General features: G+C 35.1%; 12 protein-coding genes. All 12 read right to left on the bottom strand.

Annotation, left to right across the window (positions count from 1 at the left end):
- Positions 1-85: 85 nt before the first annotated feature.
- Entirely contained in the window at positions 86-1,273 is a 1,188-nt protein-coding gene (locus GQR60_RS02185) for a FecR family protein (RefSeq protein WP_124991360.1), read from the bottom strand.
- A 292-nt stretch (positions 1,274-1,565) separates the two neighbouring features.
- Positions 1,566-2,117 carry an RNA polymerase sigma factor gene (locus GQR60_RS02180; protein ID WP_124991359.1) on the bottom strand — a complete coding sequence of 184 codons (552 nt, stop codon included), beginning with the start codon at positions 2,115-2,117 and terminating at the stop codon, positions 1,566-1,568.
- Positions 2,118-2,510: 393 nt separating this feature from the next.
- Positions 2,511-3,719, bottom strand: coding sequence for a TlpA family protein disulfide reductase (locus GQR60_RS02175; RefSeq protein ID WP_124991358.1), 1,209 nt, complete (start codon positions 3,717-3,719; stop codon positions 2,511-2,513).
- On the bottom strand, positions 3,706-4,782 hold the full coding sequence (locus GQR60_RS02170; protein WP_124991357.1) for a thioredoxin family protein: 1,077 nt from the start codon (positions 4,780-4,782) through the stop codon (positions 3,706-3,708). Before GQR60_RS02170 ends, GQR60_RS02175 begins: the two co-directional genes overlap by 14 nt.
- A 31-nt stretch (positions 4,783-4,813) precedes the next feature.
- Complete coding sequence (locus tag GQR60_RS02165) at positions 4,814-5,704, bottom strand: hypothetical protein (protein WP_124991356.1); 891 nt, start codon at positions 5,702-5,704, stop codon at positions 4,814-4,816.
- A gap of 10 nt (positions 5,705-5,714) precedes the next feature.
- Positions 5,715-7,256 (bottom strand): RagB/SusD family nutrient uptake outer membrane protein, encoded by a 1,542-nt coding sequence (locus GQR60_RS02160; RefSeq protein WP_124991355.1) that lies wholly within the window; start codon positions 7,254-7,256, stop codon positions 5,715-5,717.
- Positions 7,257-7,366: 110 nt separating this feature from the next.
- Entirely contained in the window at positions 7,367-11,068 is a 3,702-nt protein-coding gene (locus GQR60_RS02155; RefSeq protein WP_225441310.1) for a SusC/RagA family TonB-linked outer membrane protein, read from the bottom strand.
- Between the two features lie 17 nt (positions 11,069-11,085).
- Positions 11,086-12,267 carry a FecR family protein gene (locus GQR60_RS02150; RefSeq protein ID WP_124991354.1) on the bottom strand — a complete coding sequence of 394 codons (1,182 nt, stop codon included), beginning with the start codon at positions 12,265-12,267 and terminating at the stop codon, positions 11,086-11,088.
- A gap of 92 nt (positions 12,268-12,359) precedes the next feature.
- Entirely contained in the window at positions 12,360-12,899 is a 540-nt protein-coding gene (locus GQR60_RS02145; RefSeq protein ID WP_124991353.1) for an RNA polymerase sigma-70 factor, read from the bottom strand.
- 286 nt (positions 12,900-13,185) lie between these two features.
- On the bottom strand, positions 13,186-13,452 hold the full coding sequence (locus GQR60_RS02140; protein WP_124991352.1) for a hypothetical protein: 267 nt from the start codon (positions 13,450-13,452) through the stop codon (positions 13,186-13,188).
- 366 nt (positions 13,453-13,818) lie between these two features.
- Positions 13,819-14,355 (bottom strand): hypothetical protein, encoded by a 537-nt coding sequence (locus tag GQR60_RS02135; RefSeq protein WP_124991351.1) that lies wholly within the window; start codon positions 14,353-14,355, stop codon positions 13,819-13,821.
- Positions 14,356-14,547, bottom strand: a complete 192-nt coding sequence (locus tag GQR60_RS02130) for a hypothetical protein (protein ID WP_124991350.1) — start codon at positions 14,545-14,547, stop codon at positions 14,356-14,358.
- Positions 14,548-14,753 lie beyond the last annotated feature (206 nt).

Genomic DNA, 14,753 nt, shown 5'->3' with positions numbered 1-14,753 from the left:
ACTCAAACAGGGAATGTGTCCGCATTTCCTGTTTTTTTATTGATATACCGTCAAAATACCGCAACTCCCGGCAAATTGACATTTGCTAATTGGGTTTTCCTACTATTATTTTACCTCCCTTTACGGCAAACTTAACATCAGCCATTTTTTCAATTATTTCCAAAGTAAAATCGAGCGACCTGTCCTTCTTTGCAGCACCTGCAAATCGTAAATTCCGATATTGATTCTCGGTAAAAAAGAATTCTACATTGTACCATCTGCTTAACTGATTGCAAATTTCTTCTAAAGACTGATTCTTGAATTGAAACACGCCGTTTATCCAGGAAGTATACAAATCGGCATTTACCTTGTTTACCTGAAACTGATTGCTGCCTCTTTTAACAACTGCCTGGTAACCCGGCTCCAATAATTCAGAATTGCCCAGACTACTTACCTGAACGCTTCCCTCAACCAATGTTGTTGTAATATCCTCTTCATCATTATAAGCCGATACATTAAACTTGGTTCCCAACACTTTCACCTCGGTACCATGCGATTCAATAATGAAAGGTTTCGACTTATTATGAGCAACTTCGAAATAGGCTTCCCCGGTGAGTTCCACCTTACGGATTTCACCAATAAACTGCACCGGATATTTCAAGGACGATTCTGAATTCAACCAAACTTTGGTTCCATCGGCCAGTGTTAACGAATATTCTCCTCCACGCGGTATGTTAATCTGATTGTAGATTAGTTTGCTTTGCAGTGAACTGCTCTTCTTATAAGTTAAAGCGTTGGACGCATCGTTTTGAATCAAAGTTCCATCAACTTCAGCAATTACGCTATCCAGATTCTCTTCCAGATTCACTGCATTGCCGTTGTTCAATATTAAAACTGCTTTTTTGGAACCAATAGTTGATATTTCGGCAAAATTGTAATTTCCATCGAAATTGTAATCTTTTTCAACTTGATACACCATTAAATATCCTATCACACACATCACGATCACTGCTGCAGCATATGGCAACCAATAATGTAATTTACTGTTTTTCGGCTGCTTCTTAGCTACTGATACTGCCCCAATTATTTTAGACCAAGCCTCTTGTGTCTTTATTTCCGTAAGACTGCTTATCGCTCCACTCTCCTTAAGCAAAGCCAAATAGTTTGCAAATTCTTCGGCATTTGTTTCATTTTCTGCCAACCAATTCTCTAAATGTTTTATCCCTTCATCTGAAATCGTGTTCTGATGATAGGATGCGATAAGATCTATAATATGTTCTTTTGAAAAATTCATTTTATTGTTCTTTTAACTCTATAAGTGAAAATGATAAAAAAGGGTGACAAGAATTTTTATTTTTTTTTATAAATTTTCCTGAAAGGGTAAGAATTTAGAGTTAATTCGGGTCTGGAAGAGTCTTGAATAGTCGAATAGTCGAATAGTCGAATAGTCGAATAGTCGAAAGATAATTACAACTGGTTAAGAACCCCTAATCCTAAAGAGGACTTTAAAAACAATCTGAAATCTGAAACTCCGAGCAAAAGCACGGAGCAATACATTTTATACTTGATACTTTAGACTTGGAACTTTAGGGCAACATGATCATGATAAGAATATCCAAATTGCTGCGCAATTGTTTTAAGGCTCTTGAATAATGTGTTTTAACGGTATTCACCGATACATTTAACTCGGCAGCAACCTCAGCATATTTCATCTTTTCAAAAACAATGGCTTCAAACACTTTTTTGCATTGCTTTGGTAATAGATCAATTTCCTGATACAATTTAGACTTACGTTCGTCCAATTCCTGGGATTCAAATTTATCTTCGATAATCCCATAAGCTTTGTTCTCTATTTCTTCAAACCGATATCGATTCTCTTGTTTAATTTTATTGATGGAATTATTTCTTACTATACTAAACAGGTAGGCTTTAATAGAGCCTGTAAAATGAATCAACCTGTTTTTTTCCCATAATGTAATAAAAGCTTCCTGAACAATGTCTTCGGCCTGATCGATGGAATCAAAATATTTGTGGGCATATGCACAGAGTGGTACATAGTATAAATCGAACAAGAGGCGGAGTCCTGATTCGTCTCCACTTTTAAACTTACTGATGATATCTTGTTCGTGATTTTCCATATTTCAGTCTGTAAATGTAGAAAAGCATAAGGAAAATACAAAAGAATCAACAATTCACCCGTTTATCAGGTGGATACAAAAAAACAATCATTGATTTACAAATCAAATCCTGGAAAAAATAAATAAATCATTATGAACTATTATTTCATTAAGTTTTTCTTTCGTAAAAGCTTCTTCAATATTTTTTTGAATACAAAAAATAGTACTAGTGTAATTATACAAAATGCGATAATGCTTCCAATTACCCAAAGAGAAGTCAATGACTAGTCTTAAAATAGCGTTACATAAAAAGAGGATGAGCCAATCTGCACATCCTCTTTTTCAATCTGCATTATTTTAAATTAACTTTAGTTAAAAACTAAAATTTATTTAAAACAACTCTTAATTAATTTTCTACTTAATTATTTTACTAAAAATAATATCCAACGCCCCAGGATCATGCCCAACATGACGAATTGTTCCGCTTTTATCTACTAAAATAAAAGTTGGCACGCTCATTAAATGATAAGCTTTTTCGAGTTGATCCATGGTTGCAGTATCCCGCAGCAATTGCGGCCATTCCATGTCCTCTTTTTCCAATGCTTTCCGCCACTGTTTTTCATCCTTATCAATAGAAAGGCTTACAAATTTCACCTTACTATTGTATTTAGAATGCAACTGTTTTACAGTAGGAACAGCTGCAAGACATGGCATGCACCACGAAGCCCACACGTCAACAAATAGAAACTTTTCCTCTTCCATAAAATCAGACAGTCTTAACTTTTTACCTTTTCCGGTTAAAACATCAATATCCTGAAAAGGCGTTCCTGTTGTATACGGCGCCATTTCATCCAGCTTCTTTTTAATTTCAGATACCCGAATCGAATCTCCTTCTACCACACCCGCAACCTTTCTCCATATGGCTAGATCTTCCTGTGAAAAGCTGTATTCTGCATCTAAAAATTTACTCATTATGAATAGAGAAACAGAACCTCCTTTTTGTTCGATAAACGATTTGTAAGCCGCAAGAAGTGACTGGTGTGCATTGTGTAATTCATTGTACAGATTTTCCTTGGAAACTTCACTCTTTTCATCCCACGAATAATATCGCATACTTTTCTCAGAATAATCAATTTCATAAGGGCGCAACTGATTGCGAAATGCTGTAAACATTTCCTCTCCTTTTCCTCCGTCAACACTTACATTCGCCTCCTTGTACAGTGGCGAAGATAGATATACATACGAAAGAGGGATACTATCCAAATGAGCCGCTTTGTACTGCATTTTAACATTTTCCACCCATAAGGAAGTAGTTGTTTCGAATTGTTGTCCATAAGATGCATCCACTGGAATCAACGCCCGGTTAGTTATAACCAACTTAGCAGCCACAGGTTCCTGCACACTCCCATGCAAAACAAAAGATTCATTTTCAACAGTATCAATTGCCATCAGAGAATTATTCCCATCCTCATCATTAATCAATTCAACAATTAAACCATTGTACATTCCCGGTATTTTTGCTGTAATCTCAAATTCCTTCTTTGAGTCTTTGCACGCATTTAAAGAAAGTGTAACGATCCCTAAAATTAAAATGGTAAATCTGCTCATTTTATTTTTTTTCATAAGATCTGTTTAATTTTTCCTCCAACATTCGACCTGTTTTGTTTTCTATTTTCATTGTTTCTGAAGATTCTGAAGATTCTCCCCAAACTAAATGCAAAGATTTCATAAGCACATCGTAAACTTCTTCGTCAACAGGGAACGATAAAATTTTGTTAAAATCTCTTTCATAAGCAATTTTATCATTCAAGAACTGGGCTTCAGAAAGATCTCCTAATGCTAAATAAAAATCTCGATCCGGAATTGCTGCATTTTCAAGCAAGCTTCTGAACGAAGGAATTTCATTTTTCAATTCAGCCCCATAATTCTCTTCCGGAGTTATCATTCCTGTTAAGTAATTATAAAAATGAGACCACAATGCAGCCATTTTCACATAAGCAATACTCTCTTTATCCATCATAGGTGTAATCTCCTTGTAATGCTGTAAATAGTATGCATAACGGGCACTGTTCCAATCGGCATAACCGATACAATTATACAATATCAGATAATCAATGCTTACTCTTTCCTTTTCAGTTAAATTCTCAAAAAGCTGATTTGCCACTTCTGCGACTTCTTTTTTTGAAGAAGCATCCGTTAAAGCATTAATATAATCTAACATCTGTTTTTTACTCAGTTTTCCCTGTCTGTAATTCTGTTCTAAATAATCCAATGAAGTCTCTTTAGTAAGACCGCGTTTGACCATATTTATAAAGATAGATAGTGTATCAGCCCCAACCACTTTATGCTGGATTTCTCCATCAGGACGAATGATTAAAAACGTTGGGTAAGCTGTAATTTCTTTTTTGTATTTCTCATCCAAAGTTTTTCCTTCTTTTTCCATATCGAATTCCAGAAAAACAAAGTGTTTGTTAAAAAAAAGACCGGCTTCAGCAGATTTAAACTGCTTTTTCATCCATTTGCAAGGACCACACCATGATGTATATCCATCTATAAGAACCAATTTTTTTTGTTGCTCTGCTTTAACCAAAGCTTCTTTAAATGTTATTGATTCTATCTTCACCCCTTCTTGTGAAAAAAGAAGAGATGAACAAAACAACAAAATCACCAATAAAATATTCTTCATAATTATATTTTAAAAAATTTTAAATGGATTTTTATTCATATACTACTATTCCGTACGATCCCAACACTTTTATCAGCTCTTCCATCTTTTCAATGCAAATAGGATATTCAGCATATTTTGTTCTGAATTCTTCTTCACTCATTGCAAAAACTTCCTCAATATAGGCTCTCAGATCATACTTCGCAGTATTAAAGGTTACTAACCAATCATCAGCATAAGTCATTAGTAATCCTACTGATTGGTATGGATTTGGAACATTCCACGGGTAGATATCATAGTACTCATTACTGTAATTGTAAAACTTTTCAAATTCTGCTGCAGGAATTTTATCTATCTGCGCAATAATTAGATTTTTTAATAGATCCGAGGCCAAAGATTTTCTCTCGTTTTCATTTAAAATACTTAAATCACCCAGAGCAACAGCAGTACCCTGCAAGCCGTTATAGAAATTAGTTAATTCCGGTTCAGAATAATATCCATATTCTTTTTTGCTTACTAACATGCTATTTGTTAGTAAAAATGAAAACGGATGCATTTCCTTTGGGATTTTGGGAAGAATTTCCTCTTTGACGAAATCAGATGCGAACTTTTGAAGTTCGATATCATCATAGTAGTTAAATTCAAATTTATTACCTGAAGATGAACTGGTCATAGAATAGCCGGGATTAAAAACCTCATTTACAACAACTGATTCCCCGGCCAAAGATGTAACAGTATAGGTAGTTAAGGTATCATTAAAGAGTAGGTAAACTCCCGTTGCATTAAAAAATTCCCTCCTAAGCAAAGATTCTTCATCCATAGCTCCCTGGGCAGGCGCAAAAATATTCTCTTGAGGATAGTCTGTTTCAAGATAGGCTTCGTCTTCACTACACGACGAATTACATAAAATCAGACAAAACAAAATTATATATATATTTTTCATATCAATCGTATTATAAACTTTCATTAAAACCGTCTCTGGCATCTCTCCTATTGTCTTTCATTCCTTTGTTGTACTCTAATTCGACCTGAGGAATAGGCAAGGTATAAGCAGGATCATTGGGAGGCAAAACATATGATCTTCTCGCTGAGGGAATATATTTGTATGTATTGGGATCTTCCTCAAAATAAGTATATGATGCAGTTAGTGTCTTTGTATTGGGATATTCCGAAACCACATTGTACCGGCGTAAATCAAACCAACGATGTCCTTCGAGACACAACTCCCTGCGACGCTCATCCCTGATAAAATAAATTAACTCGTCATGAGTAAGGTTATTTACTTTTGAATTATCATACAAATCACTGGCAAAACGATTGCTTCTTAATTCATTTAGAGCTTGTTTTGCCACATTGTCATCATTCAAAAAAGCAGCAGATTCAGCCAAATTTAAGTAAGCCTCTGAAGTTCTGAGAACAAAATTATCCGATAAATCTTTGGTTTCAAAATCAGCTCCTGTCATTTTTTTCAGGTATGTAATTTGCCCTTCTTTTACCACATAATACGTTGTTCTTAAATCTCCTGGCTCATAAGAATTGTACAAATCTGCAGAGATTTGAAAATTATTGGAAAAAAGAGAGGTGCTTACAGCAATATTTCCTGGAATTGATGCTGCCCCCATGGAAAAAATCAGTTCGGGAGAAGATGGATTTAAAAATTCTTCGCCTGCAAATATGTTTAAATCTTGAAGCGCACTTTTTGCATCCAATACTTTTTGTCCATAAATCTTTGCATTCTCATAATCCTGCATATACAAATAAACCCGACTTAGCAATAATCGAACCCCATTCACGTCAACTCGATATAATGATTGATGCTCAACTCCTTCCAATGCTTTTTCTGCATCCAATAGATTTTCAACAATAAACTGATATACTGTTGCAACTGTACTTCGTGTATAAGTAAGATCTTCGATATAGGGTGTAGTTTTTAAGGGGACCGCTAATGCAGTTTCAGCAGAAGATGGATTGTAGGCCTCTCCGAAAAGATTTGTCAACACAAAATAGTATGCCGCCCGTAAAAATAAACTCTCTCCTTTTATTCTGCTAATATTCTGAATGTCGGTATCTGTTTCTCCTTTAAAATCATTAATCGATGAAAGAATAACATTCAAAGAATTAATATGACTGTACAAATTATTCCAATCTGCAGAATCGTCCCAGCTATCGCCCCCATCGGGATTCCGTGTTACTTTTTGCTGCCAGGTATAATATCCAGATAAAGCATAACATGCCGCTTTAGGGAGATAATCATCACCCTGTATATATTGCTCGGTTTCATCTGCCATAAAGTGTATATAAGGGTAATAAAGACCTTCCCGAACTCCCCACTGATAAGATTGCACATCGTTACGTGACATGTAGGCATTGCCTAACAGCAATTCATCTAGATCGTTGTACCCTTTAACATATGCCTGATCCTGCGAGTATTCCTCTAAAAAATTAGAACAGGAGGCCAGTGCAAACAGAAGGAATATTATTAAATATTTTTTCATATGATTATAATTTGTTTTTTAATTGCCATATGGAACTTACCATGCTGAGATAATCATCTCCCTGTGTGTCAAAATCGCTTTGGCATGGACGTTTCATAATCGTAAAACTTTTAGAATGATACACTAAGGCTCAAAGTAAATGCAGGACGCTCTGACAGCTGAATATCAGTAAATCCACTTTGCGTTGGGGTTTGTCCTTTTAATTTACTTGAACAAAGAATAAATGGATTGGAAACCAGGAAAGAGGTTTCTAATCTGGATAGCGCCCAGTGTGAAATCGTTGATTCTGGGAATGAATACGTTAAAGACAGACTTGAACATTTTAAATAATCGGCGCTCACTACCCGTAAATCACTATAATCATACATTTCCCACAAGCTATTGGCAATAGTAGGAACCTGCCCAGATGTGAATCCTGACCAATGGTACTGATAATCAGTATATGCACTTGAGTTCGGACTAATAACAGCAGGAATATTGGTCACATTTTCATCACCAGAATGTTGCCATCGGTTAAGCATCTCCCTGTTTATATTGTCTTCTGGTCGAATTTCTGATCCTGTTTGATTGTACAGACGAAAAAGGCGGGTCTTTGCCCCTAAACTATAGGCAAAATTAGCGTTCAACCTCAGGTTTTTATACTCTAACGTTGTATTAAAACCTCCTGTTACGATAGGTTCTCTACGTCCGCTTGATTTCATTACCTTCATGAATACATCATAATTGTCGATGCCATACAAAGTTTCTTTCTTATCCTGCAAATCATTAAACATTGGTCCCCCATCGTTTGGGTTTAAGCCAATAAAATCGTAGGAATAAAAGGAACTAACCGATTTCCCTTTTACCGTAGCGGTTCCTTTTAAAAAATCTGTATAATCGTATTGCTCTGCAGAAGGAAGTGTATTCACTTTATTATCCATGTAGGAACCTGAAGCAGACAAGTACCATTTAAAATTTTCAGTTTTTACAGGTATCGCGGTAATTGAAACATCATAGCCCGAGTTAATAATCTGCCCCCCGTTTACTACAGTCGAACTTAAACCATTCACGCCGGATATCTTCTTTTGCATATAGGCGTCTTTTGTTTCTTTATGATAATAAGAACTGCTTACCATTACTCTGTGGCTGAACATCGAAAACTCCAGACCTAAATTAAAGGAACCCGTACGCTCCCATTTTAAATTCTCGTTAGGGAATATAGAAACTTTCGATACATATTCATTGTAATGTGTATCATATGGCTGTTTTGAAATAATCATTTCCGGTGATTGACCACTCAACATATTTCCCTGATAACCATACGAACTTTTCAAAAGCAACTCATCAAAAATTCCTGTAAAGCTTTTCAAATGCTCATTCAGATTGTATGAAAACGAAGCCGACCACACAGGCAAAAGATTGTCGTTACTTTTGCTTCCAAATTTATTTGACCCATCGTAACGCATGTTACCATTCACGGTAAACAAATTTTTATAACTATAGGAAACACTCGAATAGAAGGAAAGTACATTAGAAAGGTTATCACTTACAACAGGTAAATTCTCACTTTGCCAATTTGCATAGGCAGGATATAAAGCCGGAGAAACTACAGCAAACTGCATTCCTCTCTCAGGATAATAGCCCCTTGTGCTATTAACGTACCCTTTGTACCTGTCAGAATTCATCTCGAAACCCACAGTGGCATTAATATTATGCTGTTCCGACTCTCCCCAATACTTATTTGCATTAGACTGCAAACGTGCAGTATAAGAATTGTTCCGGGTTTGATTCATTGTGTATTCACCTCCAAATGGCAACTCGCTGTATTCTGAATCAATTTTATCACCAAGGTTAGCTCTACGTAATTCCGAAGCATGAAAAGTAGACTCCCCCCAATAAGAATTAATGTCAGTATTGGACTGTGTATATGAAAATATTCCATTAAATGATAACCAATCTTTAGGAGAAAAATTCATATTGATACGATAGGTAGAGTTATTGCTCTCCTGTTTACAGCCACTGTTAGCTAATTCATTCAAGATATTATACACGTAGCCATCACCAACAATATAATTGTCTTCCGGAGTTATTAATCTACTTGTATTGTAGGCATAATTAACAGGTGAAATTTCATCTTGATAATACTTGCGCTTTCCTTTATTTGCATTAAAAGCAAATGAGGTAGAAAAAGCAGGAGAAAATCTCACATCTAAATTTAGAATCGCCGTATAACGTTTGCTCGTATTGTCTTTAATAACATCATTATTGTTCGAGTATCCAAAAGAAGAATAGTAACGGATATTATCTGTTCCACCTGTAACACTAACTGTATTGTCTGACGAAAATGAGTCTTCAGTCAATTCTTTAAACCAGTCGGTATTTGTATTCTTCAACGAAGAGACCTTTTTGTTAAATTCATCGTAGCCAATTTCTCCTGCGTATAAGCTTCGTAACGCACCTTCGTAACCGACCCAGGAAACCGTATTTGAATACCCATAATTATCATTTAAAAGCTCACGGGAAAAATTTACTCTTTCCCTGCCAGTCATTAAATTAATATTGCGGTTCGAATAACGAGGTCGTAACTTATAACTATTATTAGTATTGAAGGAAACAACTGGTTTTCCTGCATGACCTTTTTTAGTGGAAATTACAATTACACCATTGGCTGCTTTTGTTCCATACAAAGCCGTAGCCGAAGCATCTTTTAAAACATCGATCCTTGCGATATCCTGAGGATTCAAGCCTGAAATAGCATTTCCAATGCGATTTACGTAATCAGGGTCATTCAACTCTTCCGGAGATATTTTTACCGGATCAGAAACAACAATACCATCAATAACCCACAATGGTTCACGATTCCCGATCAAGGTAGAAGTACCTCTGATTCGTATTTTTGGTACAGCTCCAACCTCTCCTGAATTTGTACTTACAGCCATACCTGAAATATGTCCCTCAAGCATTTTATCAATAGTATTCCCTCCTGTCACCAAAATATCTTCTGCTTTAACAGAAGCAACTGCACTTGTCAATTTTCTACGATCGATCACTTGATATCCTGTTACAACAACTTCATCTAAATTTGCTGTATCATATTTCAAAACTATTTTTAAATCGGTCTGTCCATCATAAGTGATCTCTTGCTGCAACATTCCAACAAAGGAAAATAACAGTACCGCATTTTCATTTTCAAAAGAAATAAAGTAATCACCATTTGCATCAGTTGCTGTACCATTTGTAGTCCCTTTAACAACAACTGATACTCCTGGCAGTGGAATACCATTTTCGTCGGTAACTTTACCTTTAATCTCTTTCTTTTTTTGTTCTGCTTCGTTAACTGGTTGTTGTGTTCTGTAGCTTATAATTACTACATCTCCATCTGTAGTATAAGTAAATGGTAATTCTTGAAATAGATTACTGAGGCACTCCTCCAATGTTGCAGATTCCAAATCAACCGATACCTGGTAACCTTCTACATCATCGTAAGAGAATACAAAATCGTAATCTGTCAATTCTTCAATTTTCTCCAAAGCCTCGGAGAGTTCTACCTCTTCCAATTTTAAATTCGAAATGATCATTTGAGAATTTACCCGCGCATAGGTCGTTAGTAAACTCATCAACAAAATCATTTTTAATACAGTAAGTCTCATAAGCCACTGTCGGGTTTTTGCCCTATCCCAATTCGGAATAAGGTGGGTTAGTTTTTTTTTCATAAATTTGTGATGATGATTAAACAATAGTTCATCCCTCCAAGGATGAACGGTTAAATTTTGAGGGATAGCTCCAACTATCCCTTTTTTCACTCCTAAATCCCCTGATGGGGGCTTCAGCATTATATCATTTTTAGGGGTTATCTATTAACATCAGAAACCACAATTACATTTCCTTTCAATTTCATGCTTATCCTGCCGGTTTGCTCCAGCCTTCTGACAATTTCTGCAAAATCTTCATTCCGGTCAGCCCGCATTCGAAAGGTGTAATCTTTCACCGCCGGATTTTGATAAAAAACTTTAAAATCGTACCAACGTTCCAACTTTGTTAGTATATCTTCCAAGCGTTCTTTTTCGAAATAGAAATACCCGTCTCTCCAAGCAGTATATTTTCTCACATCAACTTGTGAAACATAAATTTTATCACCTCCAATTTTCAAGTTGGCATTATCGCCTGGTATCAATTGCACCTTACCTGAGATTTGTTTTGAATTGAGCACAATACTTCCCTCAACCAATGTAATATTTAGTTCCTCGCTGGGATAAGCACTCACATTAAACTCTGTTCCCAAAACACGCGTAGTTGTACTCTTTGTTTTTACTAAAAAAGGTTTGTCGGGATTTTTTTCAACATCAAAGTATGCTTCCCCAAGCAATTCCACTTCTCTTGTTTCGCCGGTAAACTTCACAGGATAACGAAGTTCTGATTCTGAATTTAGCCAAACCTTTGTTCCATCAGATAAAACCAGTTGATATTCTCCCAGGCGCGGCACCTTCAAAGTATTGTACATATCAGCCAACTTGCTTTCGTTACTCTTTCCTGCAAAACCTGCATACTGAACTACATGGTTTGAATCGGTGTGAATTTGCACCCCTTCCTTTTCGGAGATTATTTTATTGATGCCCTCATCTAAACGATACTCATTCCCACCGGACGTAATTAATAAAGCTTTGCTGTTTCCTTTTTCTATTTGTACAAGCTGATTTCCATCCTGATCCAGTCGTCCGACAATTTTATCAAATTGAAAAATGAATGCACAGGATAATAAAACAGCAACACTTGCAGCTATCATCCAACCTCTCTTTCTTCTTTGCTGCTCTTTCAATTTGTAATTTAGCTTTTGCCACTCCAAACCAATATTTGGAGCATCAATCTGCTCTAACTTCTGTCCGGATTCTTTGTATTGCCGCAACTCTTTGTACAAATCGAGCATTTGCTGGCTGCTCTCGTATTTTTGAAAGAAGTTAGATCCATATTTTTGAGGATTTTTCAGTACTTGAAAAACCTCCTCCAATTGATCATGATTATATGATTTTTTCATCTTTCTTATAATATTATCAGATTTGAGACATGTAGAATATCCTCGTCTTACAAAAACAACACAAGGAAAAAATAAAATGGGTGAATTCTTTTTTATTTTTTCTTCGAAACATGAAGAAAAAACAACAATAAATCGCGGTCCAGATCGTGACGCAATTTTTTTAGGGAATTGGTTACATGTGTTTTTACGGTATTCACAGAGATATTTAATTCTTCAGCAGTTTCCTTATAACTTAAATTTTCGATAAAGCATTTTTTAAATACACTTCGGCCTTGGGGGGGTAATTCCTCAATGGCTTTCCTAATTTCATCCAGTACGGAATCATAATCCTGATATTCGTCTTCACCATATCCGGAACTGTGTAAGGTTCTGCTGATGTATTTTTTCTCCACTTCTTGTCGTTTCAGGTAATTTAAAGATCTGTTCCTGACCATACTATACAGGAATGATTTTAAGGAATAGGAAATATCCAATTGATTGCGCTTGTTCCAAACTTCCTCAAAACAATCGTTCACGATATCTTTCGCAACTTCGGAGTTGTTTAAAAAACTTTGGGCATGATAATACAAACTGTTATAGTGTTCCTTAAACAATTCTTCTAAAATGGTTGTATTTATGAGTAGTTTAGCCAATCTTTCACTATTCTATTTGAAATTAATTCACCCTAATGACGCTCCTAATTTACTACTTCAAGTAATAAACTCACGCAAATTAGAAAATAGGTGAAGTAAATTTTCATTTTTTAAAATTTTCAACACTCTTTTTTGATTAAGCGTTTTATGCAAATGACAAACGATTTTTAACATTTGATTCGAAAAAATAATAAAAACAAAAAGCTGCCCCATAAGACAGCTTGTTTAAAAATTGGGAAACACAATCCTACAGAATGTGTGATTGATACTCTTTTCGGGAGTTTTTTTATTTACTCATAAATACTATGTAAGCAACATGATTAATGGAAATGCCATTCCCATCATTCTTCGAAACATCAAATAAGTGCTTCGCCCAAGTATAACTTTTTACAACAGCCGGATTTGCAGAAGAGGCAACATCTTCAGGAAGGTTGCAGTCATCAGTCATTAAAGTCTGATTTACATGACCAAACGAAATTGCATTGGGTTCAAAGATATCGAAAGCATCCAGAATCATACCCATATCATCTACTGTCTTAGGAATCAAATTCACTTTTGGTGTTTCATTTACAAAATTCTGACAGGAGAAAAAAAGCAGGACAATAAGGATTATATATATTTCTTATAACGAACATTTTAATTTTACAGATTTAATTTCAAAGTTACTGTATACTTAGCTCTGACGGCAGTTTGTCTAAAACCAATCAAACTGCTCAATTCAATTTTAAATATAGCAGTTTTAAGGATACATAAAAATGAAAAATCCTTTTTAAGCCTTCAATAATTTAAAATCTCTGGATTTTTAACCTAAAAAAGGAAGCTCTAAAAACATGTGAATTCACATGTTTTTAGAGCTTTAATTATATCTATTTTGAAATATTAGTTGGTTGTGCAACGGTTACTTTTGTTGTGGTTAGTATTATTTTAATAAAAGACTCAAGCTGTTATATTCACCTTGTAATTTTATTATATCTTCTTCCGTCATTTCTCTTGTTTTAAACTCCTTATCCTTTAATTTGATTCGGGCTTTATTGGATTCTTTAAAGGAACCTATTCTAATTTCTCTTTCCTTTACTATTCCATGCTGATTGTTTTTAAAATAATAAAAAACCTCGAAAACTATTGAATAAAAACTATTACTCTTTGTTTCAAATCTGCTTTCTAATCCTGAACATTTATATTCTAAGAATACAGAATCCCTTAAATAGAATTCTGTTTTTGTTTGCATAGTAGTTCTATTAAAAAACTCCGTCTTTAGAAGCTTGTATTTACCAGATTTGAGCAATTCCATTTTCATGTAACGGTCTTTGTTCTTGATATCTTCAAATTGATCAACAAGAATACTCTCCTTTTTAATTTTTTCAGTAAGTATTTCAATGTTTTTTACCCATGAAGATTTGAAACTAACTAATGTTAAAAGGGCAATAAAAATTAATATTGTTGATGTTCTTTTCATTTATACTTTTTTTAGGTCTGGGAAATAAAAAGCACCACTTTTTATTGTGCCATTATACACAGTCTTGGTATTTGTCCCAATCCACCCCCAATCTTGTGATGAGTCACATTTTGCGGAAAGAAAATCAGCTATGACCTGTAATGACCAATTGTCTGTTAGAATATTTGTTCCTGAGTAAATAGTTTTCTCCATGCATTCATTTCTAAAATTGGCGGTAACGGCAGTCTGTCTAAAAACAAATCAAACTGCTCAATTAAGTGTTAAATATAGCGGTTTTAGGGATACATAAAAATTGAAAATGCTTTTATTTAGAAATAGAATTTGGGTTCTTATTTGGGCTACTTTTAACTCTAGCATTACGATTAAGAAGATGGGGTGATTGCCTCACAGACAGCCTT

This window comes from Labilibaculum euxinicum, from assembly GCF_009795715.1.
GTDB lineage: Bacteria > Bacteroidota > Bacteroidia > Bacteroidales > Marinifilaceae > Labilibaculum > Labilibaculum euxinus.
This window is presented reverse-complemented; position numbering and strand designations above follow the sequence as displayed.